Source organism: Bacillus sp. F2HM, assembly GCF_019266135.1.
In the GTDB taxonomy this organism is placed as follows: domain Bacteria; phylum Bacillota; class Bacilli; order Bacillales; family Bacillaceae; genus Bacillus; species Bacillus safensis.
On the sequence record NZ_LRMO01000009.1, the window covers coordinates 1 to 25,872 of the forward strand.

32 protein-coding genes, 1 tRNA gene and 1 riboswitch are annotated in these 25,872 nt (G+C 41.4%); of the genes, 5 read left to right on the forward strand and 28 right to left on the reverse strand.

Annotation, left to right across the window (positions count from 1 at the left end):
- The first annotated feature begins 281 nt into the window (after nucleotides 1-281).
- Nucleotides 282-383, forward strand: a riboswitch (TPP riboswitch).
- Nucleotides 384-480: 97 nt separating this feature from the next.
- Nucleotides 481-1,056, forward strand: a complete 576-nt coding sequence (gene thiT, locus AWT60_RS05140) for an energy-coupled thiamine transporter ThiT (RefSeq protein WP_039180928.1) — start codon at nucleotides 481-483, stop codon at nucleotides 1,054-1,056.
- A 240-nt stretch (nucleotides 1,057-1,296) separates the two neighbouring features.
- On the opposite strand, the gene AWT60_RS05145 is transcribed toward thiT, so the two are convergent.
- The 3 genes from AWT60_RS05145 to AWT60_RS05155 all read right to left on the reverse strand — a co-directional run bounded on the left by AWT60_RS05145 (nucleotide 1,297) and on the right by AWT60_RS05155 (nucleotide 4,091).
- Nucleotides 1,297-1,851: a GNAT family N-acetyltransferase gene (locus AWT60_RS05145; protein ID WP_218676996.1), complete on the reverse strand. Its 555-nt coding sequence runs from the start codon at nucleotides 1,849-1,851 to the stop codon at nucleotides 1,297-1,299.
- Nucleotides 1,852-2,001: 150 nt separating this feature from the next.
- Complete coding sequence (locus tag AWT60_RS05150; RefSeq protein WP_024423234.1) at nucleotides 2,002-3,549, reverse strand: flotillin lipid rafts scaffold protein FloT; 1,548 nt, start codon at nucleotides 3,547-3,549, stop codon at nucleotides 2,002-2,004.
- 11 nt (nucleotides 3,550-3,560) lie between these two features.
- Nucleotides 3,561-4,091 (reverse strand): NfeD family membrane protein, encoded by a 531-nt coding sequence (locus tag AWT60_RS05155; RefSeq protein WP_034284306.1) that lies wholly within the window; start codon nucleotides 4,089-4,091, stop codon nucleotides 3,561-3,563.
- A gap of 207 nt (nucleotides 4,092-4,298) precedes the next feature.
- On the opposite strand from AWT60_RS05155, the gene AWT60_RS05160 reads away from it, so the two are divergent.
- Complete coding sequence (locus tag AWT60_RS05160; protein ID WP_034624515.1) at nucleotides 4,299-4,778, forward strand: DinB family protein; 480 nt, start codon at nucleotides 4,299-4,301, stop codon at nucleotides 4,776-4,778.
- Nucleotides 4,779-4,818: 40 nt separating this feature from the next.
- On the opposite strand, the gene gbsB is transcribed toward AWT60_RS05160, so the two are convergent.
- Together gbsB and betB are read right to left on the reverse strand one after the other, a co-directional pair.
- Entirely contained in the window at nucleotides 4,819-6,027 is a 1,209-nt protein-coding gene (gbsB, locus tag AWT60_RS05165; protein WP_208945983.1) for a choline dehydrogenase, read from the reverse strand.
- 27 nt (nucleotides 6,028-6,054) lie between these two features.
- Nucleotides 6,055-7,524 carry a betaine-aldehyde dehydrogenase gene (betB, locus tag AWT60_RS05170; protein ID WP_041107556.1) on the reverse strand — a complete coding sequence of 490 codons (1,470 nt, stop codon included), beginning with the start codon at nucleotides 7,522-7,524 and terminating at the stop codon, nucleotides 6,055-6,057.
- Nucleotides 7,525-7,730: 206 nt separating this feature from the next.
- Between betB and cudC the strand changes: the two genes are divergently transcribed.
- Complete coding sequence (gene cudC, locus AWT60_RS05175) at nucleotides 7,731-8,288, forward strand: transcriptional regulator GbsR (RefSeq protein WP_076839866.1); 558 nt, start codon at nucleotides 7,731-7,733, stop codon at nucleotides 8,286-8,288.
- 72 nt (nucleotides 8,289-8,360) lie between these two features.
- Nucleotides 8,361-8,433 (forward strand) — tRNA-Ala (locus AWT60_RS05180).
- Nucleotides 8,434-8,770: 337 nt separating this feature from the next.
- On the opposite strand, the gene AWT60_RS05185 is transcribed toward AWT60_RS05180, so the two are convergent.
- From AWT60_RS05185 to AWT60_RS05275, 19 genes are read right to left on the reverse strand one after another with little or no spacing between them, the layout of a single operon-like run.
- Complete coding sequence (locus tag AWT60_RS05185) at nucleotides 8,771-9,574, reverse strand: peptidoglycan recognition protein family protein (protein WP_218676997.1); 804 nt, start codon at nucleotides 9,572-9,574, stop codon at nucleotides 8,771-8,773.
- Between the two features lie 19 nt (nucleotides 9,575-9,593).
- Entirely contained in the window at nucleotides 9,594-9,857 is a 264-nt protein-coding gene (locus AWT60_RS05190; protein ID WP_019743388.1) for a phage holin, read from the reverse strand.
- Nucleotides 9,858-9,868: 11 nt separating this feature from the next.
- Nucleotides 9,869-10,081: a BhlA/UviB family holin-like peptide gene (locus AWT60_RS05195; RefSeq protein WP_012011023.1), complete on the reverse strand. Its 213-nt coding sequence runs from the start codon at nucleotides 10,079-10,081 to the stop codon at nucleotides 9,869-9,871.
- Between the two features lie 36 nt (nucleotides 10,082-10,117).
- On the reverse strand, nucleotides 10,118-10,261 hold the full coding sequence (locus tag AWT60_RS05200) for an XkdX family protein (RefSeq protein WP_034624530.1): 144 nt from the start codon (nucleotides 10,259-10,261) through the stop codon (nucleotides 10,118-10,120).
- Between the two features lie 37 nt (nucleotides 10,262-10,298).
- Nucleotides 10,299-10,967, reverse strand: coding sequence for a hypothetical protein (locus AWT60_RS05205; RefSeq protein WP_256928287.1), 669 nt, complete (start codon nucleotides 10,965-10,967; stop codon nucleotides 10,299-10,301).
- Between the two features lie 48 nt (nucleotides 10,968-11,015).
- Complete coding sequence (locus AWT60_RS05210) at nucleotides 11,016-12,143, reverse strand: pyocin knob domain-containing protein (RefSeq protein WP_024425890.1); 1,128 nt, start codon at nucleotides 12,141-12,143, stop codon at nucleotides 11,016-11,018.
- A gap of 7 nt (nucleotides 12,144-12,150) precedes the next feature.
- Nucleotides 12,151-12,324 (reverse strand): phage portal protein, encoded by a 174-nt coding sequence (locus tag AWT60_RS05215; protein ID WP_024425891.1) that lies wholly within the window; start codon nucleotides 12,322-12,324, stop codon nucleotides 12,151-12,153.
- A complete protein-coding gene (locus AWT60_RS05220) occupies nucleotides 12,321-12,650 on the reverse strand; it encodes an XkdW family protein (RefSeq protein ID WP_041107564.1) in 330 nt (109 codons plus the stop codon). The genes AWT60_RS05215 and AWT60_RS05220 overlap by 4 nt, the downstream gene beginning before the upstream one ends.
- A gap of 10 nt (nucleotides 12,651-12,660) precedes the next feature.
- On the reverse strand, nucleotides 12,661-13,539 hold the full coding sequence (locus AWT60_RS05225; protein ID WP_218676998.1) for a hypothetical protein: 879 nt from the start codon (nucleotides 13,537-13,539) through the stop codon (nucleotides 12,661-12,663).
- A 15-nt stretch (nucleotides 13,540-13,554) separates the two neighbouring features.
- The gene (locus AWT60_RS05230) at nucleotides 13,555-13,938 is read right to left on the reverse strand and encodes a phage tail-collar fiber domain-containing protein (protein ID WP_041107568.1); all 384 of its coding nucleotides are present in this window, start codon (nucleotides 13,936-13,938) and stop codon (nucleotides 13,555-13,557) included.
- Nucleotides 13,939-13,949: 11 nt separating this feature from the next.
- A complete protein-coding gene (locus AWT60_RS05235; RefSeq protein WP_163114959.1) occupies nucleotides 13,950-14,873 on the reverse strand; it encodes a YmfQ family protein in 924 nt (307 codons plus the stop codon).
- Nucleotides 14,857-15,906: a baseplate J/gp47 family protein gene (locus AWT60_RS05240; protein WP_218676999.1), complete on the reverse strand. Its 1,050-nt coding sequence runs from the start codon at nucleotides 15,904-15,906 to the stop codon at nucleotides 14,857-14,859. The genes AWT60_RS05235 and AWT60_RS05240 overlap by 17 nt, the downstream gene beginning before the upstream one ends.
- Nucleotides 15,899-16,321, reverse strand: a complete 423-nt coding sequence (locus AWT60_RS05245) for a DUF2634 domain-containing protein (protein WP_024423252.1) — start codon at nucleotides 16,319-16,321, stop codon at nucleotides 15,899-15,901. Before AWT60_RS05245 ends, AWT60_RS05240 begins: the two co-directional genes overlap by 8 nt.
- A 14-nt stretch (nucleotides 16,322-16,335) precedes the next feature.
- Nucleotides 16,336-16,602, reverse strand: a complete 267-nt coding sequence (locus AWT60_RS05250; protein WP_041107576.1) for a DUF2577 family protein — start codon at nucleotides 16,600-16,602, stop codon at nucleotides 16,336-16,338.
- Nucleotides 16,599-17,609: an XkdQ/YqbQ family protein gene (locus tag AWT60_RS05255; RefSeq protein WP_048237251.1), complete on the reverse strand. Its 1,011-nt coding sequence runs from the start codon at nucleotides 17,607-17,609 to the stop codon at nucleotides 16,599-16,601. The genes AWT60_RS05250 and AWT60_RS05255 overlap by 4 nt, the downstream gene beginning before the upstream one ends.
- Nucleotides 17,610-17,620: 11 nt before the next feature.
- Complete coding sequence (locus AWT60_RS05260) at nucleotides 17,621-18,289, reverse strand: LysM peptidoglycan-binding domain-containing protein (RefSeq protein WP_076839876.1); 669 nt, start codon at nucleotides 18,287-18,289, stop codon at nucleotides 17,621-17,623.
- Nucleotides 18,282-22,274, reverse strand: coding sequence for a transglycosylase SLT domain-containing protein (locus AWT60_RS05265; protein ID WP_218677000.1), 3,993 nt, complete (start codon nucleotides 22,272-22,274; stop codon nucleotides 18,282-18,284). Before AWT60_RS05265 ends, AWT60_RS05260 begins: the two co-directional genes overlap by 8 nt.
- Complete coding sequence (locus tag AWT60_RS05270) at nucleotides 22,275-22,412, reverse strand: hypothetical protein (protein ID WP_095357030.1); 138 nt, start codon at nucleotides 22,410-22,412, stop codon at nucleotides 22,275-22,277.
- 41 nt (nucleotides 22,413-22,453) lie between these two features.
- Complete coding sequence (locus AWT60_RS05275) at nucleotides 22,454-22,894, reverse strand: phage tail assembly chaperone (protein ID WP_012011040.1); 441 nt, start codon at nucleotides 22,892-22,894, stop codon at nucleotides 22,454-22,456.
- Nucleotides 22,895-23,077: 183 nt separating this feature from the next.
- Between AWT60_RS05275 and AWT60_RS18705 the strand changes: the two genes are divergently transcribed.
- On the forward strand, nucleotides 23,078-23,134 hold the full coding sequence (locus tag AWT60_RS18705; RefSeq protein WP_350223447.1) for a putative holin-like toxin: 57 nt from the start codon (nucleotides 23,078-23,080) through the stop codon (nucleotides 23,132-23,134).
- 284 nt (nucleotides 23,135-23,418) lie between these two features.
- On the opposite strand, the gene AWT60_RS05280 is transcribed toward AWT60_RS18705, so the two are convergent.
- Genes AWT60_RS05280 through AWT60_RS05295 form a run of 4 tightly spaced genes read right to left on the reverse strand, consistent with a single transcriptional unit; the run spans nucleotide 23,419 to nucleotide 25,868 of the window.
- The gene (locus tag AWT60_RS05280) at nucleotides 23,419-23,862 is read right to left on the reverse strand and encodes a phage tail tube protein (RefSeq protein ID WP_003213309.1); all 444 of its coding nucleotides are present in this window, start codon (nucleotides 23,860-23,862) and stop codon (nucleotides 23,419-23,421) included.
- 1 nt (nucleotide 23,863) lies between these two features.
- Nucleotides 23,864-25,210: a phage tail sheath family protein gene (locus AWT60_RS05285; RefSeq protein WP_041107583.1), complete on the reverse strand. Its 1,347-nt coding sequence runs from the start codon at nucleotides 25,208-25,210 to the stop codon at nucleotides 23,864-23,866.
- A 3-nt stretch (nucleotides 25,211-25,213) separates the two neighbouring features.
- Nucleotides 25,214-25,426: a YqzN/YkzM domain-containing protein gene (locus tag AWT60_RS05290; RefSeq protein WP_034282476.1), complete on the reverse strand. Its 213-nt coding sequence runs from the start codon at nucleotides 25,424-25,426 to the stop codon at nucleotides 25,214-25,216.
- Entirely contained in the window at nucleotides 25,413-25,868 is a 456-nt protein-coding gene (locus tag AWT60_RS05295; protein WP_039180991.1) for a phage tail terminator family protein, read from the reverse strand. Before AWT60_RS05295 ends, AWT60_RS05290 begins: the two co-directional genes overlap by 14 nt.
- Nucleotides 25,869-25,872: the final 4 nt, after the last annotated feature.

The window sequence follows — 25,872 nt, forward strand, 5'->3', positions numbered from 1 at the left end:
TTTTCAAAGATCATCTTCGTCGTCTCTCAGAGGCGACTTTATTAATATAACATTCTATCAAGATAAAGTCAACAACTTTTTTCTTAATGTTATTTATCAACCGCGCTGTTTCAGCGGCGAATACAAATATAACACCTTTTGAAAGAAGAAACAAGTATTTTTTCTAAATAATTTATTTTTCCTTATCTCTTCCTATATATTGATACAAATGCTGCTTATCTCGGGAATTGTCTATTGTTGATCCTGCAGGTCTTTAGTATATTTATAATAGATTGAAACTTAATAACCGCAGGGGGAGCTTTGTGCTGAGAGTGAACATTCGTTGTTCTGACCCTTTGAACCTGTCAGTTAATACTGAAGTAGGAATGTGGAATCACTTGAATACATACGGTGTATTCAAATCGATATGTTTTTCTATGAATAACATACTCATCCTTACACGGTCTCTCCTTGCTCAATTCATGAAAAGGAGATTTTTTTATGCAGCAATCAAATCAATTGGTACGACTGATGGAAATCGCGATTATGACTTCACTTGCACTTGTATTAGATTACTTATCAGGTCTCTTTTTAAGAATGCCCAATGGCGGTTCTCTTGCGCTGATTATGATTCCCGTCATTCTCATGTCTATTAGATGGGGAATATCTACCGGATTTATTATCGGTGTGTTAATCGCAGGTCTTCAGCTGATGAATAGCCCGATCATCGCTACACCTGTTCAAGGATTCCTCGATTACTTCGTTGCATCTGTTGTTATTTCTTTAAGCGGCCTGTTTTCTGGACTGATCAAAAAAGCCATTCAGGATCAAAAGCGAAAACAGCAATTCTTCTATATTACCCTAGCTGTTTTTGTTGCTAGTTTCTTCAGACTGCTGACGTTCTTTATTTCTGGCGTCGTTTTCTTTTCTCAATATGCTCCGAAAGGAACACCAGGATGGGTCTACTCTTTAATTTATAACAGCACATATATGGTTCCTTCATTTATTATTTGCAGTATCGTTCTTTGCATACTCATCCCAAGTGCATCTCGTTTGGTTTTTCCTCATCAAAAATAACCGGCTGATTTCAGCTGGTTATTTTTTTATGCATAATTTGCTGCTCCCTGGAATCTATTAATAATAGAAGATTTCATGCTGGAGGTACGACAATGAATCCTTACTCCATTATGCTGTGCTGTTACATTCTCAGTCTCGCCTACTTTTTGGCAAGTTTCTATGAGGCACTAAAAATAGCAGGTGTGAAAGGAAAAGTAGAGGCTTCTCCTTTTATATCTTATATTTTGCTCGCCACACTTTTTACTTTTTTCTCTCATTATTACTGGAAGCTGACGATATAATCTGTTGAACATGAGCACTTAGTACAGACAGTTCCCAACCATACCCTATTTCCTCATGTTTCTCACCAGCCAGCTCGAACTGGCTGGTGACGGCAAAACTAGGTTGAAGCTTTTGATAAAATTGATTCGCTGAATTTTGCTCAAATACCCAGAGCAACATTTTCTGAAAGCCTTTCTCTATTAAATAATCCACTCCTTTTGCAATCAAAGCCATACCCGCTCCTGATTTCTGTTTCTGTTGTAATAAATAGATGGCATATAGCTCTCCATCATATGTAAAATAACGTTCGTCACGTTGTTTTCCGAAAGAGGCAAAACCAAATACGCCATCCGCATCTTCTGCGACAAACGTGCCTTCAAGCGATCTTTTTCTCCAGCTCTCTTCCTTCTCTGCAATGTTTAAACCATCTAAATACTCCTGCGAAATAATCCCTTGATAAGTCGTCTGCCAGCTTTTCACATGTATTTCGGCGATTTTTGGAATATCTTGATGTACAGCATGTCTCACCTTCATCCGCGCCACTCCTTTTAGTTTTTTTCACCCTATCTTCATTATGATAAATTCCTATTATATAAAATTCAATGACCGACGTTTTGTCAGCATACCTTTTAATGATTACAGAAAAAAGTGACACCTTCTGATAGAAGGTGTCTTCTTTTGATTTTATTCTTCTATTTGACGATCAGCGATTTCTTTTTTTCTTGGCTGTTTGATTTCATTGGTTAGTTCTTGGATGCTTTGTTTCACATTGCCTTTGCCAGAGAAATTCTCAATAATTTCTTTGACATCAATCCCAGAGGATGCTTTCAGGCTTTCTTGCAGACTGGACATGAGATTTGTGGCATAGCCTGTAACTTTATTGGCACCGCTGCCTTCTCCGTTACCGCCCGTATCCACAACAGTAATTTTATCAATGTTAGAAAGTGGTGCAGATACTTGCTTCGCATATTCAGGTAGCATTTTCACAATCATATCAAGAATCGCTGCCTGACCATACTGTTCGAATGCTTCAGCGATTTTCTCTTTCGCTTCGGCTTCTGCAAGTCCTTTTAGTCTAATGACTTCTGCTTCTGTTTCCCCTTTTGCACGATCCGCTTCCGCTTTGGCAAGCCCATCAATTCGGACTTTCTCAGCTTCTGCTTTTGCCATTGCTTCAATGCTGTATTTCTTGGCATCTGCTTCAGCGAGGCGTTTCGCTTTTTCCGCGGCAGCCGACTGCTCAACAGCATAACGGTCCGCATCTGCTTTCTTTTTCACTTCAGAATCGTATTGACGTTCACGACGCTGAATCTCTTTTTCTTCTAATTCAATTTGTTTCTGACGCTCAATGATTTTGACTTGCATTTCTTGTTCAGTTACGTGCTGACGGTTACGAGCTGTTTCTAGATCGTACGCTTGGTCAGCACTTGCTTTTGCTGTATCCTGTTCACGTCTGAATTCTGCTCTTTTCAGCTCATTAATCTTTTCTGCTTCAGCGATTTCAGTAGCACGCTCAAGCTCAGATTTCTTCGCATCTTTATCTGCTTCGGCACGTTTGATACGTGTTTCTTTATCTGCTTCAGCTGTTGCAATATCTGCATCGCGTTTTACTTGGGCAATTCTTGGTTTACCTAGAGATTCTAAATAGCCATTTTTATCACGAACATCTTTAATCGTAAACGATACAATGACAAGACCCATTTTCGCTAAATCTTGAGAAGCGACACGTTGTACTTCTTGAGAAAATTTCTCTCTGTTTTTATAAATCTCTTCGACTGTCATTGATCCTAAGATGGAACGAAGGTGGCCTTCTAATACTTCTCTCGCTTCGTTTTCACGGTCTTCTTTTGTTTTCCCTAAAAATTGCTCTGCAGCAGTCGCGATTTCTTCAATCGATCCGCCAATTTTAATGATGGCCGTTCCATCCGCCATGACCGGTACACCTTGTTCAGTATAGACTTCAGGTGTTGAAACATCTAGCTTGCTAGATAGTAAGCTGAGCGGCTCTGCTTGTTGAAAGACTGGAAGTACAAAGGTACCGCCGCCTCTCACAATCTTAATCTTGTTTCCACCTTCATCCACGTGGACATTTTTACTTCCTAGGTAACTTCCTGTGACGATTAATGCTTCATCTGGACCTGCTGTCCGGTATTTAGAAACAAATACACCAATAAGTGCAATAAGAATTACAAGCACAATTCCAATGATCACTAAAATAGTTGTTCCTGGCATAGCATTCCCTCCTAGATTTCTTCATTTGGTATAACAGATAAGACGCCTTTGTTCACTTCGACAACTAGCACACGGGTTCCATATGGAATCTCCTCTTGGTCGAAACTGACAGCTGGCTTTGAGATTTTCCCGCTATTACTGATTAACAGCACTTCTCCAAATCCGTCTTTTGGAACAGATACAATGATCTCCCCAGTTCTTCCTTTTAAATCGGCTTCCGTATAAGAGAGAGATTCTTCAGCAGAGGAAAGCGGGACTAATACAAATACATTCAAACAGGTCACAAGGATCACTGCGAGGATGGCAGATAATACTGCGCCAAGTCCACTTCCTACAATTGCAGTTTTTTCAGAGATAAACCCTCCAGCCGAGAAAAAGGTAAGAAATGCGAGGATCAATGTTGGTTGAAGGAATGGAACAGGGATCGCTTCAAACAATCCATCAAATACATCGCCGAAAAAGACGAAAACAAGTGTCAGGATTCCTGATATCATCAATATGTATAAATACAGCGTCTGAAGAGGCAGCCCGAACACATCCATCTTCCTCACCCTTTCATCATGAAATGAACATCTTTTGTTTCATTTAGACCACACTCACCTCCAATGTATTCCTTCTAACAGGTAATACGAACCACTTTTGTAAAGGTTTCATATTTCATCACAATTCTTCAAAGGGATTTTCGGATAGCTCAAGAATGATTGTCATGTACCATTATGTTAAAATTTGATCTTGAGGTGATGAAGAAAATGAGTTTATTACATGAAGCAAGACAAGAATTGTGGCACGAGCTGCAAGGTTTGAACGAAGAACAATTGAACCAAAAATTATCTGATGATACTTGGAGTATTCAAGAGGTAGCAGATCATTTAAAGAAAATGGACCTAGTTGCAGCAAAACATCTAGCTGCTGAGGGGAAAAAAGCACCGATCAAAGAATATGAACCAAAGCCGGTGGAAATGGCAGAGGACCGTTCAAAAAAAGCCACTGCGCCTAGTATTGTTGCGCCTGACCGCAAGCATGTGACACCTACACATTTAAAGGATGAGCTGGATACAGCTCGTGAGCAGCTCAATCAAATTTTATCAACATTTACTGAGGAAGATTTCAAACGCGTCATTGCACACCCTGTGTTTAAAGAGCTATCCCTTAAGCAATATCTTGATTTTATCGGCGCACACGAAAAACGCCATATTCATCAAATCAAAGAAATTAAAGAACAACTATAAAACATAAAAAGGACTCCCTTTAGGGAGCCTTTTTTCATTGTTACACTGTTTTAGGTGTTAACTCAAAGCAGCGAGCATAAATCCATTTGTACGCTTTTTCGTTTAAATCTCTTGGGTTTCCAACTGTTTGCGGATCTTTCATCGCTTCTTTAGATAAACGATCAATCATATCTTTTGATACACCTTGTTCTTCTAATGAAGGAACTTCTAAATCCTCCACTAAATCATACATCCAGTTCACAGCTGCTTTGGCTGCTTCCTCTGTTGTCATTCTGCTTGTATCAATCCCAAACGCTTGCGCAATTCGAGCGAATTTTTCCGGATACCCTTTCCAGTTATACTCCATCACTGGTCCCATCATCGCTGCAACACACTGACCGTGAGCGACAGGAATAATACCTCCAAGTGTTTGACTCATCGCATGTGCAGCTCCAGCTGATTCACTTCCATAAGAAAGCCCGGCAAGCATCGCAGCTTGTGCCATTCCATATCTGGCTTCTAAGTCCTCGCCATCAGCAAAGGCACGGCGAATATAATGAGCAGCATATTCAATTGCCATGAGCGCTACCGCATCTGTAATCGGCTGAGCAAATTTCATCGTATAGCATTCAATCGCGTGAGCAAGCGCGTCAATTCCAGTCATTGCTGTCACATGAGGCGGCATGGACACATGAAGCTCTGGATCAATTACTGTTAGATGAGCTGCAATGAGAGGTCCACCAGTATTGAATTTGAATTCTCTTTCTTCATCAGTAATGACCGCCCACTGCGTTACCTCTGAACCTGTACCAGCTGTTGTCGGAATAGTGGTTAAAGGAGGGATTCTGTTTTCTAGCGGTTTTTTTCCTTCTGCCGCTTCGTAATCAAGGACTGAGCCTTCATGGGTCGCCTCTACTCCGATTGCCTTTGCTGTATCCATTGAACTGCCGCCGCCTACTGCGATTAATCCATTACAGCCTTCTTTTTCATATAAAGCAGATCCTTCGTTCACTAGACGGACTGGCGGATTTGGCTCTACTTTATCAAATAGAACGACATCGATTTGTGCTTCTTTTAATGAAGCAATTACTGGGTCCACCACGCCGGCTTGATAAATACCAGGGTCTGTTACAAGCAATACTTTTGAAACGCCGTATGCTTTCACTTCTTCACCAACATGTTTCACTGCACCAATGCCGTGTTTGATAACAGTCGGAATTTCAAATGTGTGGAATTTCTGCATGCTTTCAATTTTCATATTTAGTGTCATTAAGAATCTCCTCCAAATGCTTAATTTTTATTTAAACCAATGAACCGCTTCAGGTTTTGTATTTCGATATAAATGCTTCAGCTCCGTATATTCTTCAAGTCCCGTGCGTCCTAATTCGCGCCCAATGCCTGATTGCTTGTAGCCACCCCAAGGTGCTTGAGCGAAATAAGGGTGGAAGTCATTGATCCAAACCGTGCCCAATCTTAATTGTCGAGCCACTCTTTCGGCCTTGCTGATATCAGAAGACCACACAGCTCCTGCTAAACCATAAATCGTATCATTTGCCAGCTTGATGACTTCTTCCTCTGTACGGAAGGATTCGACTGTCAGGACGGGTCCAAAGACTTCTTCCTGTACAATCCGCATATCTGACGTGCAGCCTGAGAAAATGGTCGGCAAGTAGAAGAACCCCTTTTGCAGCTCCTCTGCGTCAGGTCTTTTTCCGCCTGTCTCTAACTTAGCGCCTTCTTCTAAACCGATGCTGACGTATTTTTCTACTTTTTCTCGATGCTCAGCTGAGATGAGCGGCCCGCTCTGGGTGTCTTCATCAAAGCCGCTGCCTAGCTTGATTTTTTTCGTACGCTTCACCAGTTCTTCTAAAAATTCATCATGAATAGATTCTTCCACTAGCAAACGTGAACCCGCTGAACACACTTGCCCTGCATGGAAAAATACAGCATTCATTGCCTGGTCAACCGCTACGTCTAAATCAGCATCTTGAAACACAATATTCGGATTCTTTCCGCCAAGCTCAAGGGCTATTTTTTTCACATTCCCGCTGGCTCCCTGCATAATTTTCTTCCCTGTTTCAATACCGCCTGTAAATGAAATTAAATCGACTTGATCATTCACAGCAAGCTCATCCCCAACGGTTGCCCCAGGTCCAAGCACTAGGTTTGCAACGCCTGCTGGAACGCCTGCTTCTTCCATGAGTTTAAATACTTTGATTGTGGTGAGTGGTGTGATTTCACTTGGCTTTAGAACAATTGTATTTCCCGCCGCAAGTGCAGGAGCGATTTTCCAGCTTGCTTGAAGCAATGGATAGTTCCAAGGAGTGATTTGTCCGCATACACCGACAGGCTCTCTGACTAATTCACTTTTCGAGTTTGGAATTGGTGATGCAATGATTTCCCCGCCCTCTTTATCAGCCAGACCTGCGTAATATTGGAACACGTTCGCAATATCGTCCATATCTGCCTTGCTTTCCTCTAATGTTTTGCCTGTATCAAGCGATTCCAATTTGGCTAGTTCATCAAGATCACGTCTAATCAATTCAGCTATCTTAAACACAATATTTCCTCTTTCAAGTCCAGGCATGTTTGCCCAGTCCCCTTGATCGAAGGCTTTTCTCGCTGCTTTAATGGCTAGCTGCGCGTCATTTCTAGATCCTTCGCTGACTGTCGCGATCACTTCTTGATTGAACGGATTGATGATATCTCGCGTGTCGCTACTTTTAGCGCCAACCCATTGTCCGTCTATAAATAGTGTTTGACTCATAGAAGGAACCTCCTCTGATTCTTTTCGGTAAGTTTGTTAAATAAAAATTTAACGTTTTGAACATAATTAACTTAACATGTTCAAATTTTTCTGTCAAAGGGAGGTATGCTTCATTTATTTTGACATTTTGTATTCTTTCGTTAACATATAGTCCATAAAGATTTTTTTGAACGGATTGAATTTTCTTAATAGAAAGCAGGGACAAAATGAAAAAGCAGGAAAAACCGCAAGCAGAAGATCGTATTTTAGCTGCTAAAGATCTAGTCATTGATTCCATAGCTGAAACGATGGATCTCTATGGCATTACACGAAGTGCAGGTATTCTATATGGAACAATGTATTTAAATGAGGAAATGACACTGGATGAAATGCGTGAAGAGCTGCAAATGAGTAAGCCGAGTATGAGTACTGGTGTGAAAAAGCTGCAAGACATGAATATTGTCAAAAAGACGTTTCACCGGGGCCGAAGAAAACACAGCTTTGTTGCGGAAAAAGACTTTTTTAAGTTTTTCACGAACTTCTTTCCGCAAAAATGGGAACGTGAGGTCGAGGTCAATTTAGCGGCAATTGAAGAAGCGCAAGAGCAGCTTCAAGAGGTGGCGCGTGATGATCAGCTGGAGGAACATATAAGAGAAGAAGCGCAGCAGCTCATTGAGCAGCTTGAAAGCTCAAAAGCCTATTATGACTGGCTGAGACGATTAGCCCATTCTGTTCATTCTGGTGAAATTTTTGACTATATTCCGATTGAACAGAAAGAAAAATAGACGATGTGTTTATGTTTTACAGCTTGAATTTCACAGGAGGATTGATTATAATAAATTATGTCGTCATAACTCGGGGCATTAGCTCAGCTGGGAGAGCGCTACGCTGGCAGCGTAGAGGTCAGCGGTTCGATCCCGCTATGCTCCATACGAAAAACCATTCTTGTAAAATCAAGGATGGTTTTTTTATGTACATATCTCTTACAGTTCTGTTTGTTCTTTGTTTTTTCTTAATACCTTTATGATGCGGTATGTGATCACAGAAAGATAAGTTAGGATGAGAATGATTGTGTAGGACACAGGGAAATCGCTCGTCATTCCGTGATAAAAGAAATAGATGAGCAGCACTGACAGCATGATGATCTGGAACATTTCTTTTTTCATAATAGTGATTTGGCCGATTATATCACAAATGAAGTCAATTTTAGTTAGCTATCAGCAAGGAAGCATTTCCTCACTTGCTGATAGCTCTTTTTATCAAATCATTACTTCTTCAGCAATTGTTCGATTTTGTTCTTCGTCTTCGGTCCATAAATTCCGTCTGCAGCTAAGCCGTTCATGAGCTGAAACCGCTTGACCGCATTCGCCGTTTTTGGTCCATAATAGCCATCAATCCCGTTGTTTTTTGCCCCTTTGTCTGGGTAAAAATAGAGGGAAGATAAGGCTTTTTGCACGGCTGTGACTTGAGGGCCTTTTGTCAAGGGCTTGGTGACTTTTAAAATGCCAGATGGCAGGTTTGACGAATTTTGTCTGGGAACGGGTGCTTTGTGGCTCAAGCTTTCTGTCTGAACTGGTTTTCTTGTGCTTTTGCTACCGGTATGTGCTGTGGCTATTCCAGCTTTAAACTGATCCCATCGTCCGAGAAGTTTCCTTGGACACTCTTTCCCGCTCCAATGTTTATGAGGCACTACATTTGATAAAGGAATTCCGAAATCTCCCATCAGCTTTCGAATGAGCCATTGGGCATTTTCGACTGCTTGTTCAAAGCTGCCGTCTGCATTTTCACAAATTTCAATACCAATTGATTTCATATTGCCGGTGCCTCTGCCATCCCCTGCGTGCCAGCCGTTTTCGTTTAACGGTAAATGCTGATAAATCACCTTATCATCAACGGTGTAATGCCAGCTCACCCCGGTACTTGAACGTGCAACAAATGCTGCATGACTGGCTGCATTAGCACCTTTTGCACTGTTAGACGTATTATGCACTGTAATATAGAGCGGCTTCATTGTTTTTCCTGGTCTGTTGCGATGTTGTTTTGGAATCAATGCTTGAATGATTTTTACCATGTCGTTTCTCCTTCAAGTATTATTTTGTTAGCCCTCTTTGTTTCAGAGCATCTTTTTGTAATTGGCCTTTGTAGGTCACATAATTGTTTTTAAACCAAGCTATTACCGCTGTGACCATAGTAAAAATCGTAGAACCTGCCACATAAAGTGCTTCACCTGCGGTTTGTACTTGCTCCTCACTAATCGGCAGCACCGTCTGTCCAAACATGACAAGCGTTTGATTGATCAGAGCAATAAAAAGAAGCACTGTGCGAATCACAGTGCCTTTGTCGAATGTTTTCATGATCTTTCCTCCTATTTTAAATTTCGTTCTATTTTGTCGAGTTTGTCGATCACGACATCATACTTTTCACTAAACTTTGCTAACACTTCATTTTGTGCCTCGATTTGTGCATTGAGCTTATTTTCTCGTTCCTTCGTTGTGTTGAGAACATAAAACAGAATCCAGCAAAAGAGAACGGCAAAGGGGCCTTGTGTCATTAAGTTCTGTACGACATCTACTTCCATTGGAATCACCTTCTTTCCGGCAAAAAAATAAAGCCATTAGGCTTCGTATTTGTCTCCTGTTATGTCTTGATAGTCATCTGCCGAGATCCAGCCGATGCTTACATAAAATGCAATGTCCTCTGGGCCGTAACATTGCCAGTCCCAAAATTGTTTGATATCTGCTACAGTTGGAAACATCATTTTGATTCAGCTCCTTTAAAGATAGCAAATAGCTGCGTTAAATGATCCAGCCATAAGTATTTTCACTAAAGACTGATAAGACCCTCATAGAACTTTTTGTAGGCAGATCGGGGTGTGCTTCATGAATATACCAAGAATGCACGCCAGGTAATTTGATAAGTTTATCTAAAATACTAGGATCGTTTGCATTAATTCTTTCATAAGCTTTTCCATCGTCAGCAGTGATTTTAGATAGTTGTCCTGCGTCCCATTTGTTTTTTTCATTTTGTGTCGGCAATTGGAGCCAGTTAATTCCGACGTCATTCCCTGATGTGTCAATCGCGATTCCTACGCCAATATTATTTTGACCTACAAGCTGAAAGCCTCTTAATGCAGCATTACCTATAGCAGGAGAATCGACTACTCCAGAACCTCCCGGAGCATAGAACGAGCAGGCACCTAACGATTTAATCCCGTTATAAATACTGCCGCCAGCAGGGATATTCACCAACTGGGACCCGTTATCATTTGTCATTTTATATAACTGAGATTGATCCCATTTCTGCTTTTCTGTTACAGATGCATGAGATGTTGCATCATTTTTGTGTTGATTGATTTGATCCAAAAGTCCAACATCATTTTCAAGAATAACCTTGATCATGTCATTAAACAGATCTGCATGGGCTTTGTCACTGACTTTAAAAGAACGATGTGTCTTTATCTCCATGAACATTCTCCTTTTATATTTCAGCTCTAAATATTGATTTTATTAGCTTCACCTTGTGCTGAACTTAAAACCAAATGTAATAAACTCAGTGGGATTGGCGTTATTTGAAGATGATTGTACACATACATTACCCTCTTTATCTATTAAGGTACGATGGAATTGTGGTACTCCTGGAGTCCCTATACTAGAAGCGACTCCTACAAAATGCATTGCCTGTTTCGGCCGATATTCTTCAGGCAAATTAAACACTGCATTATTTCCTAATGTCCCACCTTTTACAGCTCCTACTATCTCAACTTCACCTAGGAGATTCTTGCGATATTTTACTGGTAAATTAATAGGGTCATATTCCTTCCAATTGCTTTTAATCTCTTTAGGTGTTTCCCAAGATCCTTCTAATAAATCTGATAGCGTGATTTGCTTCTCCCATGGTGTCCATGATTCTGCATTGTGTTTAAGAACTCTAAAGTATGTGTTCTTCCCATAAACAGATTCGTATGCTATTTGCACTAATGTACTGCCATAACTCATGACCAATAAAAACACTCGATTAAAGGATGATGGACCGTTTATACCTTGGTTATAAATGAGGTACATTCCTGTCTGAGTGAGGGTGTTATAGTCTGTTTCGCTAGCAAATCCATGATAAATGGGCTTTCCATTATCTTGTGTGATTTTTACTAATTGACCGTTATCCCATCTATTCATATCGCTTTCTGTAGGCAACTTTGTCCATGAAATCGATGTATGTCCAGCATCATAATAGAAAAAATAAGCATTACCTGACATATCAATCGCAAAGCCAGATCCAATATTTTCTTGCCCTACTGTCTGCAGCCCTCTTATTGATACATTCGGTAAGGCAGGTGAATCCTCCACGCCAGCAGCTGCATAAAATGTACATGTTCCTTTGTCTTTTATCGCATCAAATATGCTTTCCCCGGCTGACACATTGATAAGCTGTCTTCCACTATCAGCCGTGATCTTATAACTCTGGGATTCATTCCATTTTTTCTTTTCTGTTTCAGATGCGTGTACTCCGCCATCATTTGTATGTTTTAAGAGATGCTCTAATAATCCAGTATCATTTTCAAGTAATACTCTGACCATGTCATTAAACAGATCTGCATGCGCTTTATCATTCACGTTAAATGGTTTTGGTTCTTTTATTTCCATTCGGTTTTCACTCCCTTGCCTTGAAATTTGGTTCAATCTCTTGCAGCTGCTCTAAAGTGAGTATCCTTTGCTCGTATCCTGCATTTAGATCTTCCATTGAACAATCACCTAGTTCAATTGCCTGTTTGACCAATCCAGGTGTCACCCATTTGAAATATAATGCCATTACCCAATAACTCATCTATCACTCTCTCCTTTAATGAAAAGGATCTCATTTTTTAGCGCTTTTAGTTCGTTTGATAGAAGATCACATTGATGTTCAAGCTGTTTTCTCATCAGCTTTTCTTTTGCTACTTCTTGTGCTAGATAATCTAGCGGGAGCGGTGGTTGATACCTTGGATTGGCTTGTGATTCCTCCCACCATTTTTTCAACTCTTTCTCTGTTGGTTTGGGCACATCAAGATACCATTCATCTATATACGAACCAGCACCGTCATTTCTTAGTTCAAAATCCTTTTGCGGATCCGCATCGGGATATTTATATTTAATGGCTTCATATAAAATCATTAAAACCCTCCTATACTCGCGGGAAATTTCGGCCGCCTACTTCTGTAATGTCAAAATAGTTGTACCAGCCTGAGTTATCTGATATATAACGACTAACGTCTCCGTCATATCCTGCGTACATGTAAATTTCTAAATAATCCCCTTTATTAGCCGGTACATTGGCAGAACCATAAAGTCCCATACTAAAACTCAACGTATCAGATGGGCTTGTCGGACTTTGTCTTTGATGTGAAATATTTTTATATCTTTTTCCATTTAAATAGATCGATAATTCAAAGTTTGCATACCGTTGAAAGCTTTCAATATACACACCAGCATTCACTGAATACATTCCGTTTTCAGGGCAGATGAAGCGATTATTTTTGATATCAAAATTGTTATGACTGTCTTTTATCTTTCGATTAAAAAGGACTTTTTGATACTCTCCCTTGGTTAATAACTGCTTCCCAGTTGTACTTATATTGGCATGACAGAACCCAGAGAGTTTATGCCAGTCGGTCCAACCCGAACCAGTCCACCAGTGACGACACCACGTACCTGTGCTATCAAAATAACTTCCTGCTTCGTTTCCAGTCCCATAGTAATATTGAATAAATCGAAAGTTACTATATTTTTCATTTTTCACAAAGCCGAATCTTGTAGGGTATCCCGTATCATTGGCTTGACCAATATCCATGAATGTAATACCTATTGGATATTCCTCGCCGCTGACTGTCGCATCTTGAATGGCTTGATCCCCTGTTAGCTTGAAGAAGCTTTCATTTGTGATCCCTGCAATTTGTTTACTCAGAGCATGATCATTCTCTACAAGTGTGTCGACCATCTGGTTAAACAAGTTGGCATGGGCTTTGTCAGTGGTTTCAAACGGTAAAGGTGATTTTATGTCCACTTCATTTCCCCTCCATCAATAAATATCATCAATCTCAAAAACAAATTCGATGTCGCCGTCTTTTTGTTTGTCTGTCATGGTGCGGATGGCGGTGAATTTGCCTTCTTCGTCGACGAGTGCTAGTTCGTTGATCACTTCTCCTGCCAGTTCTCCTTCGGCGATCGTGCAGGTATAGCGGATTTTTGCTGGTTCCATGAAAGTAAACGAATCAATATTTTTTTGAACTAGTTCTTTTTTGAGTTTTTGTTCAGTGCCGTCTAGTGAGATCGGTTTTCCATCCTTCGTTCCCCCATTGCCAAAGGCCATTTTGACGACTTTTGTGAGTTTTGTTCCTTCGGCTCTTGCCTTTGCCATTTGTTGACGTGCATACAGTGTTGTTACGGTTAATTGATCAGCCATTGTGATCCTCCTTATAAATCTATTTTTTTAGAAGTTGCTGCTAGCATTTTTGATCCGTCCAGCGGAACAGATCCATCGAGAATCCAGTAATGATCCTTGATCAGTAAGCTTCCACCCTGCTCAGTTTGGACATGTACTGGCAGACGGAACGTCATCTTCTTCTTTGTTTGATGCTGGAGCTGATTTTTTGTGCGTAAAGTCAGTGCCTTTTTTTGCTTCGTTTCATGTACCGCTCCAGTCATGACATAGTTCATGCGATATGCTGTGTCTGACTGATGTTGAAGAGGCATTCTTATGTTTAATGAATGCCGAAAACGAGCAGGCACATCCGTTGTACCTCGCGTTCCGCTGAGATAAAACGTACCATTTAAGACAAATTCACCATTGAGTAAAATTGGGATATGATCGAAAAAACCCACTCTGCTCCGCAGTGTGAGCCTCCCGTGATGATCATTTTTTTCATGTACATCAGTATGATGAAAAGCCGTGAACGTATAAGCCAAGTGTGCGGGTTTTAACGTTTCAAGTATTTCTACAATATATCTCGTGTTTTGCAGATCATCTAGGTTCACACGTAAGGCGAAGTGATAGCGATTGGTTGTGAGACGGATGACAGCACTTGGATTCTTGAGAAAGCGATTGACTGATTTCTCTAATGAAAGGTACGTGATTGGGGGAATATTTGACATCATATTGAGTAAGCGTGCCCTGCGCAGTTCAATTGAATCATCTGATTCCCGCTGCACCTTCAGCATTCTTTCCCATCTATTCAATCCCCATGTCGCTGTTAAAGGAAAGAACTGATCCGTTAAGTCGAAAATAGATTCGTCCAATCCCTCAAATTCCGGTGCCTCTGTCTTGAGCAGGTGATCAACTTCATAAATCTCTGTAAAATATGGCGGCAAGTAGTTTTTCATTTCATCCTGTTTGCTCAATAACCTTCACCTGCCTAAGACGCGGAATCTCAATGTCCTGTAATACTAAGTTTTTCGACTCTCCATTCAATAACACCTCTGCATAATCTGACACACTTTCTGAATGGTACAGAATATCATTTAAGGCGGACATTCGAATGGTACTCTTTTCAAATGCGATTGATTTCAACAGCGTCTTGACCTTTTCTTCTATTTCTTTCTGAGCTCCTTCAAGGGTCCAGTCCATTTGAAGTTCGACAGCCACTTCTATGTCGATATCCAGCCATTTGGCGCTTTCAACGGTTGCTTCTGAGCCTATAGGCGCTTGTCCTTCTCCTTCACCTGGCACTGGGTCAATATATTCCTGTACCCTTTTGACAAGAAGGTCTGATGCAACATCTAGATTGCCATCTGTGATGACAATTTTGACCGTCCCTTCTCCATTCCAAAGCGGGAACACTTTCGCTCTGCCAACACCGGGCACTTCCTCAGCCCATTTTTTATAATGCGCCCTGTTGGCACTGACAGCCTCCCGCCTCGCACGTATTAAATATCGATCATATAAAGAAGCGTCATCTTCCTCCTCTTGACCTGGTATCACCAGTTCTTTCATCTTAATCGATTCAAGTCCTGGAATTGTATCAAGTGACAGCAGCGGCTGATCTGTTAATTGAACATTGCCGGCTTTACCAGGTGTCTCGCATTCTAGAGTACCATCCTTCGAATACTGAAAATAAACGTCTTCAATAAAAAAACGTGAGCCAGCTGGTATGTTGATATTGTCTGGCTGAATGACCGCTGACCAAACCGCTTTAGTGGCTGGTTTTCTTTCAATTCCTACTTCAGCAGCCCGCCGATCTAGAAACTCTCCTTGTGCTGTGTCTGCAAAGACCAGCTCAAACACTTGGTCAAGCCAAATATAGGACTGGGCCAGTTCAGCGGCAGCAGGTGCCAAGGCATTCCAAATGACGCTGTTTTCTCTTTTATCTATATCATCTGGCAGTCTATCCAGCATTCTTTCCATTAATGCTTCGTACGTCTGTTCCTCAAACATCGCCCTCCATCACCTCCTCTATTTCTAATGTGCCCTCATCTGTGACAATCGCTAGTTTGACATGAAACGAGTCATTTTGTTTTGTGACCTCTAACTCTTCAATATGATCAATCCGTTCGTCAACGAGCAGTGCTTCCTCTAGCAGCCTTGGAATCTCCATTTCTTTGTATTCATCCGTAGCTTCTGTATCCGTCAACAGCTCCTGAATTTCAGTGCCAATGTCGTGGCTGTAGATAGGATGTGCATACCGCTCTGTCCTAAGTGTCATATAAATGAATTGCCGGATTGCCTCAATACCTGAAATGGTTTCGCCTGTCAGTCTGCCAGTTTCAAAATCTATTCGATACGTCGTTGAGGTTTCGACCTCTTCATCTTCTTCTATTTCCTCGATTTCTTCCTCTGGTGAAAGTGCCACGTTCATCACCTCCCTTACAATTTGTCGATGATGTAAAAGGATTGGCCTCCTGCCATTGCAAGCACCATAATACTGTCTCCCCTTTTCAGCTCATCATCCTCACCCTTATTTAAGCGCTTCGGCCAAATCAGTAATTCTTCTGGAATGATCAGCTTATGATTTTCATTTAATCGGATGCCGAGAGGGGAAACTGCCGTGACTTCTCCGATAACAAGATCAATTGGAGATGCTGCGTCTACTGCATTCACTGCTAATCGTTTAATCGCTTCACTTAATCTCACGCTTGATCACCCTTTGGCATGGAATTCTTCTCAACAACATCAATGGTCATGGTGTGTTTCACCCCACTGAATTCATGTTTGTCTTGATCGATCCAGTAAGTTTTTTTTACGTTGATTTCAGGAATTTTCAAATAGATTGGGAGACCGCTTTGCAGCTCAGGAATTCCTAGGGCTTGTATGCTTTTGACTTCTTGTTTGACGCCTTTTTTCTCTGCCAGCCGTACTTTGGCTCTTTTTTGCAGCTGCGGCTGGTTGATTTGCCCTGTGACTGTCTCAACATGCTGTAAAATACCGTATTTATTCTGACCGGCTTTATCCTGTTCAATCACCACAATCTCGGATTTACTGCCTTTTTTCTTATTCTTCCCCTGTTCATCAGCAGACGTACGCATCTTGACACGAGTGGCTGTCTCTTCAATCGAGGTGCTGTATTGATAGCTGATGAGATTAACGCCTGATTCAATGACCCATACGTCCTCTGGATCAGGCCAGGCTCTCAGCCCCATCTTGCCTTTAGCAGAATAGATTTGATAGTTTCTTCCTGTTTGCCGCTTCGTTTCTTTCAATGCTTTCAATATCATGTCATACAAGCTTGTATCATTTTTAAACACTAGTGATTTTATGACATGTCCTGTATTGGCGATGGAGGTCATTGGAATTTGAAAGTCAGCTCCAATCCGCCTTAAGATTTGATCTGCTCTTTGATTTGAAAAAACATAGACATCTTGGTTTTTCACCAAATATTGGAGCATATCGTATGCAGTAAACGTCAGCTTTCCTTCAACAGGCGTCCGGGAAAAAACAATGCCTCTAAACAGCTCTTTTCCTTTCCATTTAAAAAGAACCGTGTCCCCTTCCGAGACACGGTAATATGTTTGACTGCCTTGCTTTGTGATAATATTTGCCTGAATTGAGCGAGGGGCTTGATACCTTTGCCCCTGAAGTGTCACACTCTCTGTGACAAGCTCATACATGGTGCCGCTTCTGATGGCAAAAAGCTCGATCAATGCCAGCCCCCCTATTGTGGTATTTTTAACCTTTGTCCAGGGAAAATCCAATGCCCCGGCTGCTTAATATTACGTCTGCTACGTTTAATCATCACTAATTTATTGGCATTCCAAATACGCCGCCATTTTGTACTGTCTCCATAAAACCTGCCAGAAATGGCCCATAGTGTATCCCCTTTTTTGACGGTGTACATTTTTGGTGGTGTTTTTGAAGGCCGCTTCTTTTTCGTTTGTTTTGCTTTTTTCTTTCGTTTGATTTTCCTAGGCGATGCGGTTTTATATTCCTTTAACTCAATCGTAAATTCACGATCTCCAATATCATATGACCCTTCCTTGTGGGTGAAGCTTTCAATGCTGCACGTCATATTGATTTTTGTTCCAGTTACAATCAACCGCACGGATTTCTTTGAACGCATCATTCGTTCAATTTTCGCGATCGCATTCTCTGGTGATGGAATGCTTTTATATTCAGCAATCGGCGAATATTTCTTAGGAAATAATGAGGTGAATGATACTTGTTTCGCCGATGGTACGTCAATAAAGGTCAGTTCTCCAAAAGAGGCGACCTTTACCGTTTCATTTTGTACGTTATTTGTGATTTCGAGTTCGGATGGAAGGACAGGGAATCGCAACTTGTCCTTTCCTTGGGAAATCCACAATTGATACACTGATTTACCCATCAATTACGACCCCCTTCGTTCCTGTATGAAGCTCTACTTCCAGTTCATCTACAAGCATTTGTTTAATTTTTTCGACTAGCGATTGCTGGTCTTGTCCATTATGGAAATGCTGATCTCCATTGAACTGAATCGTGATTTGTTTATTACCTGACGGTGTTGTACTGCCAGTAGTCTGAGCTGAGGTGACTTGCTGCATCTGTGCTTCCGGTAAAGGAGCAGATGCATTTGATGGATCATATACTTGCATCCCAAGTGCCTTGGCTGCCTGCGTCAATAAATACCTTCCGCGAATGCCTCTTTCCTCAGGAATAATCCATTCGCGTTTATTTCCTTCACCGACTCTAGCAACCTGCTCTTGAGTAATCAGTCCGCCATTTGCGTAGCCTTTATAAGGGCCGCCTCTTCTCATACTTCGTAATCCCGGTGTGTTGAAGACTGTTCCATATCTGCCCTTAATGTAGTTAATGGCTGCTACGGCATTATGAATTGGGTTCCAAATGTCATTCATGCCTTTGCCTTTATTGGCGTTAAACGTCGTTCCAATGGTTTGCATTAAGCCTTTAGAAGGGGTTCCCTTTTTAGCGTTGGAATCCCATAAGTTGATCGCTCTCGGATTTCCATTTGATTCATGCTGCGCGATGGTCATCAGACCTGGAAGCCAGTTCATAGATGTGCCAGTTGCCATCAGAGCTGCCATCAGCCATTGCTGAACACTAAGACCTGAAGCCCCCATCCCGCTGAAGGCACCAATCAATGAACCAGCCTGATTTTCAGCAAATTTTTTCACATCAACTGAGTCAAGCCCTTTGACGACACCGATCGATGCGAATTTTCCAAGACTCATCATGACGCGTGAAGGGGAATGAATGTCTAATTCCTCTCTAAACGCCTGTTCTACTTTCTTCGCCATATCTTTGGCTGCTTGCGTGACTTCGCTTCCTTTGGAACGCATGCCGCTGTTAAAGGCGTCAATCATTCCAGAACCCCAGCCTGGTGATTCTTGTTTTGCTTGCAGGAATGGTTGTTTGATGTTTTGATCTACGTATTGGCTCGTCCCAATTGATGTGGCATTTTGGCCTGCTGCAAAACCACTCACCGTTCCAGAACCCCAAGTTGGTGATGCTGTCATGACTTGTTGGTAGGGTGCTTTTACACGACTTTGTAAAAAGCTATTTGTTCCTGTTGGTGTCATCTGCTGACCGTTTGCAAAGGCAGAAACCGTTTGCTGACCATACTTTCCTGAGTCTGATGTCAATTGACCAAAAGGCTGCTGAATATTCTTTTGTTTCCATTGATCAAGAGAGATGACTTTACGGTTTAACCCTTGTTCAAAATCGTTATTAAATTGCTCGCCAATGCTAGAGGCTTGAATGTTCGCAGTCATCGAGACCGATCCGTCTATTGAACCGACAGAAGATGATGCAGCTACAGCTGTAGGAGCTGGAGAGCTTGATACTTGATTTCCAGCTGCTCCGCTTGGCATAACAGACATTCCAAGTTGAGAAGCAGCCTGAGCAAGCAGCATTTTTCCGCGTCCTCGGTTATTTTGAGTTGGAATAACAAATTCGTTACCAGCTTCACCGACCCATGATAAGGTTGGCTGGGTGATATAGCCGCCTGTGGCTTTTTTATCAGGGGTTCCAAAGACATGTTTCAATATAAAATCAACCCCACCGCCAGCCTTATCAAAAATCTTTTTGACCCAGCCAAACGCTTTAGAAAACCCATCACCAATAGCTTCTGCTACTTTTACAATTGGCTTTTGAATGTTGTCCTCAAACCATTTGGATAATCCATCCCATATATCTGTCACGACTTTATACGCTTCTTCAAACTTTTTACCGAAACTGTCTTTAATGGTTCCTACTGTATCTACAAGTGGATTCCACACATTTTCCATAAACCATGTCGATACAACTCCAAAGATTGATTGTATCTTTTTCCATGCATTTGATAATGCTGTCCAAATCCCTGTAGCGACTGTAACAACTGTGCTGCTTAGTGGCGTCCAGACGTTCTCGATAAACCAGCCTGCGACTGCGCTGAACGTTTCTTGAATCCATGTCCAGGCATTGACTAGGCTTGACCAGATGGTCGTGGCTACTGTAACGACTGTACCGCTTAACGGCGTCCAGACGTTCTCAATAAACCAGCCTGCGACTGTACTGAATGTTTCTTGGATCCATGTCCAGGCATTGACTAGGCTTGACCAGATGGATGATGCTACTGTGACAACCGTATTGCTTAATGGTGTCCAGACATTTTCTGTGAACCAAGTCGCAACTGTTGACCAAACTTCAACAATTTGGTCTTTGATTTCAATGGCTTTTTGGCCAATCTTTTCAAATCCGCCGCCATCAAACCATTTTCCGATCGTTTCACCGATAGATTCGCCGCCCATACTTCCAGCGATGCCGCCTACTAGACCACCGATGGCTGTACCTACTCCTGGAACTACGCTTCCAATAGCTGCACCTGCTGCTGCACCTGCCATCCCGCCGGCGATACCGCCTCCAGTCGTACCGATCTTTTCACCAGCATTCTCTTTTTTCATACCGATTAAATTTGTTGCGCTAAGTAAACCACCTAGAATAGGTACTTTCTTTAATAATTTACCGCTCCCTTTACCGATATTTTTCACCGCATCTCCTAGTCCACTTAACCCCTTGCCACCTTTCATTAGACCCGTAAGTCCGCCAACTGAAGCTGCGATACCCGCACCTTTCTTTAGTCCACTAGGGATTTTTCCAAATAATTTACCTGCATTTGATTTCAGTTTCCCTAATTTACTTGGAGGCCTTCTATTCATTTCGGTTCTTGATGTGGCATTTGGATTTGTTGATCGTCTCGGTGAACGGCCATTTTTCGCTTTAGTAGATCCTCGGCTGCTTATACCTCTTGCACAACAAGGGCAGCAACTACTGCGAAACAAACCTTTTCCACCTCGCGGCTTAGGCTGCGTTTTAGGAGCCGAATTAGATGGTGTTGATGTTGGTGCAGTTGTCGGTGCTGTTGTTGGTGCTGTTGTTGGTGCCGGAGTGGTACTGTTGTTTTCACTTGATGGATCACTTGTACCAAAGAGGCGATCTAATCCAGTCTTCACCAATTGATCTAGTTTTTCTTCAGGATTAAATTTAATCTTCTCTTTAATTCTTCCGATCACATCTTGTTTGTACTCTTCCATTTTATTTTCAACCCAAGGAAGTGCTTTTTCATCCCAAAACTTTCTAGGACTCAATTTCTCCTTCACTTTGTCTGCAACGTCACCCGCATATTTTTGAATTTCATTTAATCCTTTATTGGCAAAGCTTTGGAGCCAACTCTGTTTAGGTTCATCCGTTTTAACTGACGGACTAGCAGTCTCAGGATCTTTTTTTATGGTTTTTTCTTTCACAACAGACTCTGCCTGATCTCTTTTTTTCAACTTACTTTTTGCATTGTCTTGAACAGATACTCTGATTTCGTGTTTAGACATCGTCAAGCTTTTGAGTGTCTTTTTGATTCGTTGAATTGCGGCGGTGGCTTGGTCAACCATGTTTAATCTCATATAGTATGTTCTGTTGATGAGCTGAAGGATTGATTTTTTGATCGATGACATTTTCGCTGACAATTGATCGTTTAGTTTAAACGTCAGCATAATGGGACTTGTCCCCATTTGTTTCAAACGATCTATGCTGGATTTAATGACATCCAGCCCCTTCGCTTGAAAGGATATGACCAGATGATTTGGAATCATATTTAACTGATTGTTCAATGCTTTTAGATCCCGATAGATTCCTTGATCCAGCCTCATAGAAAATCCTGAAACTTTCCGCAATGATAAAGTGAGGTTTCTTAATTTCTTTTCATCCATTTCCAGACTTATTTTCACTGGTTTTCTAAATGGTTTGAGCTGCTTCTCAAATGTTTGAAATCGTTTTTGAATGCGTAATAACTTCTTCGATACCCGGTCTTCTAATTCAAATCGTGCTGTAAGTTTCGCCAATTATTTACCTCCTTTCTTTGCTTCTTTTTCTAGCATGTCTAGCTTGTAGCTGATGAGTCCGAAAAGGAATGCTTTGAATGGTCTTGGTGATTCGTATAATTCCAGGAGTTCAGATGGGGAGTAGTGAAGCTCGTGCATTGCGTAATATAAAAACACCGCTTCTTTGTCCCCATCTTTTATTAGTTTTTTGCTGCTTCTTCTAAATCTTCAATTTCATCTTCGAATCCGTTGATCTCGATCGCTTTGTTTAACCAGTTCGCATATTCACCGCCGACTGACAGGACACGTTTTGCTACTTCAACTGGATCTTGTGTGCTGTAGGCTTCTCTTAATTCCTTTGAGCGGAAATCTGGATAAATCGTCGATTCAATCGCAATACGTGCGTAGAAGCGCTGGCTGTCTAAGTCTTTCACACGTCCTCTGCCTTTGACATTTTTGAAGGTTGTGTTTTCTTTTTCCAATTCATCAATACGTTCAGTTGTAATAGCTTTAAAGACAAAAGGAATGACATTCCCTTTTTTATCAACAAAACGCTTAGAAATCGGTACTTTGACTTCTTCCGCTTCTACTGTTTGTCCTGGCATAAAAAATGAAAGATCAAATGTTTGTTTTTCACTCATGTTTAAAAACTCCCTTTGTTATGTTTTTTTGAATGCAAAAAAGCACATCCATTTTTTGAATGTGCTTTCCAATCTTTTCATGTATCATTTAAATTGTACAATTGAACGGCTTGCTCAAGGGCGTCTGGCTCACCCAATAGGAAGGGGGTGATGCATATGTCAACATTTGAAGCGATTTCCCTTATGCTTTTATTCGGGATGTTTATCTTTACTTTGTTGACGTATATAGACAAAAAATAGACTCCCCCTTGAGCTGTGGAAGGTTAAAGGGAAGTCTACCTAAAGAACCTATTCGATAAGCCAGCCCCTTGAAGGGCCTCATTGTACATTGCCGGGATGTTAGAGCATCCTGGCTTCTTTTTATTTTATGCAAATTGCTTTGCATGTAAACATATTTTAATGAATCGAATACAAGACGTTACCAGACGAAATTAAAACCGCTTCAAAACGGTTGTATTACAACTGCATTATAGCATATTCAGTTATTATTTTGCTAATTAATTAGCTAATTTCCTCCACTTTTCTTAGAAAGAATTCTTTAACTTCTCAGGAAGATCAAAGTCTTCAAACGTGAAAGGAACCTCTTCTTCAAGCGCCTCTGAATCAACATCTAATCCAGCGATTTTAGCAGAATCAAAGTTGACATCAAATAACGTCACACGCTCTGTGCCACGGCCTGATGATTTATCGTCAATGACAGCTTGAAGAGTGAAATATGGATCTTCTCCTTTTTTCACGTAATTGAGCATCAATTGAACGAAACGCGACGTAACTTTATAGAAGGTTGCCGTTCCTGTTCCGTTTGCTCCCGTTGTTTTATGTCCAGTCATTCGGCGGCCCATGACGTTCACTTCTGATTTGTTTTTCTCCACGTTTGCTTCGAAGGTTTTGATAAATGCAAGCTCCTCACCTTCTAAGAAAAGACGACCTTCTTTACCTGAAATTGTATTTTGTGCTTTAAAAGCCATCTTACTTCACCTCCACATTGAAATAGAATTTTTCTGCTGCATCTACTGGTTGAACCGCTAAATCGATGATAAATCCATCACGATCTTCATTGAGGCCAATTACAATATCTGTTTCTGAATTAAAGCCTGTAATGCCGCTGCCATCTTGAAGCTGTGTGAGATACTGGGTAATCAGTGTTTTCACAAGCTGCACTCCATCATCTGATGCTGGAATGTCATTGCCATTGGCTTTACGTAATTTAATCAGATTTTTTAATTCGAATGTTAAATCATTGTTAATCGCATCAAGCACACGAATGATTTTGTTTTTCGCCATTTGCTGGTTCTTTTCAGCTGTGAAGCTTGTCAAGGAGTTAATATCTTTTTCAACACTCACGGTACGATCTCTCGCATCAAAGGTGAAAAGGAACTCCCCTTGCGATAATCGGTATTCTACTTGATCATTGTCAAGACGTTCTAATGTATCGACCGCTCCTTCGTATTCAACAAAGGTCAGTGACTGATTGAAATTTGCTCCGGCACTTGCACCTGCGACCCATGCTGTTGTTTGAGCAGGTGTTAGTTCGGTTCCATCTTCGAGTACAACACCGCTTGTCACATTGATGATTCCTTCTTGGTCAGCTGCATAATTCGCCACAACCCCTTGCACCTTACGTCCTTGCTTATCACGCAAACGCTCGATAAATGAAGCGAAGGTTGCTTTTAATTGCTCACTATTATCGACTGGAAGAGCAATGACATCGAAGTATTCTGTTTCTGCTGCTTCTAGGAAAGCTGTATAATCTGCGACACTTGCCACGCCGTTTTTCCCGCCGCTTAGTGCCACACCTGCTGTGATGACGGCTTCACCTTCACCAGAAAATTGAACGTATTTGTTTTTCACAAGGTCTTTGACATCAGTGACGACCTGTTTATCCACAATATCTGTTCCAAGATAAGTGATCACATCGCGTTTTGTGCTATCAAGTACATTTTCTGCGACTTGTACTGTGATCTCATTTCCTTTTAGGCCGCCATAATTTGCTGTGACGACAAAATTTTCAGCAATTTCGGCTTTGGCCGGCTCTCCTTCATTTAGGCGGTAAAGTAAGACCGTTTGCGCTTTTTTCTTTGCTTCACGGAAAAGAAGAAGTGACTTATCATCAATGTTGAGTCCAACCTTTTTATTTAAATCTTCCATATTTGAAACGGAAATAAAGGTTTTTGGTTCTCCCCAGCTCATCACAAGGGGAAGTGCCACCGTACCTCGATCGCCTAAAGTAATTCGCTGCTCTGCTGTTGTTTTAAAATTAAAGTAAATACCAGGACGCTTTTTCTCTGTACCTGGTGTAAAAGTGCCTCCGTTCATCCTTTAAACCTCCTTGGACAAAAAAGCATCAATGTGCTTTTTCGCTTCTGTTTTTGTAATTGGTTGATGTTTGATATAAAAAAGAGCACCTTCAAGGATTTCTGGTTTGACCCCAAAAAGATCCTTACTGTGCTCCTTTAAGGCTTCAAATGAAAAGCCAAATTCTTTTTCTTCGCCGGCTGTTTGAGCGGGCTGTGCATGTTTAGTCTTGCTCACGTTTGATCACCCCATCTGAAAAGTTGATATCTTCAAGGCTTGCCTGTTTGTCACGGTTGTACCAATAGCTGCTATCCCACGTCAGGACAATCGCTGCTACGCCTTGATCTATCATTCTTGTTTCCACTCTTTTTATGCGGACATAATCATCAAGCACCTCTCCGTCTTCACTCATCATCTGAATGATTTGACGATCAGCAAGCAATGCATCAACGATTGTTTCTGCCGCATCATGTGCTTTTTCTGTATCAATATGAAAGACTTTCACTTGCAGCGAATAAGATTTCATAAAGGTAGAGACCGTATCTGGACCACTGATCACTGTCACAGGCGGCACATAAACGGATGGCACTTGAAAGCGTTCTGGCAAAAGACGATCATACATTGTCACAGGAAAGTGTGTGTAGATATAATGCATGATTGCCCCGACTTCTTGATTCATTCCA

What these genes read in the sequence shown, in the direction of transcription:
- thiT (WP_039180928.1), top strand. Translation starts at nt 481, where the DNA reads ATGCAGCAATCAAATCAATTGGTACGACTGATGGAAATCGCGATTATG.
- AWT60_RS05145 (WP_218676996.1), bottom strand. Translation starts at nt 1,851, where the DNA reads ATGAAGGTGAGACATGCTGTACATCAAGATATTCCAAAAATCGCCGAA.
- AWT60_RS05150 (WP_024423234.1), bottom strand. Translation starts at nt 3,549, where the DNA reads ATGCCAGGAACAACTATTTTAGTGATCATTGGAATTGTGCTTGTAATT.
- AWT60_RS05155 (WP_034284306.1), bottom strand. Translation starts at nt 4,091, where the DNA reads ATGGATGTGTTCGGGCTGCCTCTTCAGACGCTGTATTTATACATATTG.
- AWT60_RS05160 (WP_034624515.1), top strand. Translation starts at nt 4,299, where the DNA reads ATGAGTTTATTACATGAAGCAAGACAAGAATTGTGGCACGAGCTGCAA.
- gbsB (WP_208945983.1), bottom strand. Translation starts at nt 6,027, where the DNA reads ATGACACTAAATATGAAAATTGAAAGCATGCAGAAATTCCACACATTT.
- betB (WP_041107556.1), bottom strand. Translation starts at nt 7,524, where the DNA reads ATGAGTCAAACACTATTTATAGACGGACAATGGGTTGGCGCTAAAAGT.
- cudC (WP_076839866.1), top strand. Translation starts at nt 7,731, where the DNA reads ATGAAAAAGCAGGAAAAACCGCAAGCAGAAGATCGTATTTTAGCTGCT.
- AWT60_RS05185 (WP_218676997.1), bottom strand. Translation starts at nt 9,574, where the DNA reads ATGGTAAAAATCATTCAAGCATTGATTCCAAAACAACATCGCAACAGA.
- AWT60_RS05190 (WP_019743388.1), bottom strand. Translation starts at nt 9,857, where the DNA reads ATGAAAACATTCGACAAAGGCACTGTGATTCGCACAGTGCTTCTTTTT.
- AWT60_RS05195 (WP_012011023.1), bottom strand. Translation starts at nt 10,081, where the DNA reads ATGGAAGTAGATGTCGTACAGAACTTAATGACACAAGGCCCCTTTGCC.
- AWT60_RS05200 (WP_034624530.1), bottom strand. Translation starts at nt 10,261, where the DNA reads ATGATGTTTCCAACTGTAGCAGATATCAAACAATTTTGGGACTGGCAA.
- AWT60_RS05205 (WP_256928287.1), bottom strand. Translation starts at nt 10,967, where the DNA reads ATGGAGATAAAGACACATCGTTCTTTTAAAGTCAGTGACAAAGCCCAT.
- AWT60_RS05210 (WP_024425890.1), bottom strand. Translation starts at nt 12,143, where the DNA reads ATGGAAATAAAAGAACCAAAACCATTTAACGTGAATGATAAAGCGCAT.
- AWT60_RS05215 (WP_024425891.1), bottom strand. Translation starts at nt 12,324, where the DNA reads ATGAGTTATTGGGTAATGGCATTATATTTCAAATGGGTGACACCTGGA.
- AWT60_RS05220 (WP_041107564.1), bottom strand. Translation starts at nt 12,650, where the DNA reads ATGATTTTATATGAAGCCATTAAATATAAATATCCCGATGCGGATCCG.
- AWT60_RS05230 (WP_041107568.1), bottom strand. Translation starts at nt 13,938, where the DNA reads ATGGCTGATCAATTAACCGTAACAACACTGTATGCACGTCAACAAATG.
- AWT60_RS05240 (WP_218676999.1), bottom strand. Translation starts at nt 15,906, where the DNA reads ATGTTTGAGGAACAGACGTACGAAGCATTAATGGAAAGAATGCTGGAT.
- AWT60_RS05260 (WP_076839876.1), bottom strand. Translation starts at nt 18,289, where the DNA reads ATGGGTAAATCAGTGTATCAATTGTGGATTTCCCAAGGAAAGGACAAG.
- AWT60_RS05270 (WP_095357030.1), bottom strand. Translation starts at nt 22,412, where the DNA reads ATGCACGAGCTTCACTACTCCCCATCTGAACTCCTGGAATTATACGAA.
- AWT60_RS05275 (WP_012011040.1), bottom strand. Translation starts at nt 22,894, where the DNA reads ATGAGTGAAAAACAAACATTTGATCTTTCATTTTTTATGCCAGGACAA.
- AWT60_RS05280 (WP_003213309.1), bottom strand. Translation starts at nt 23,862, where the DNA reads ATGGCTTTTAAAGCACAAAATACAATTTCAGGTAAAGAAGGTCGTCTT.
- AWT60_RS05285 (WP_041107583.1), bottom strand. Translation starts at nt 25,210, where the DNA reads ATGAACGGAGGCACTTTTACACCAGGTACAGAGAAAAAGCGTCCTGGT.
- AWT60_RS05295 (WP_039180991.1), bottom strand. Translation starts at nt 25,868, where the DNA reads ATGAATCAAGAAGTCGGGGCAATCATGCATTATATCTACACACACTTT.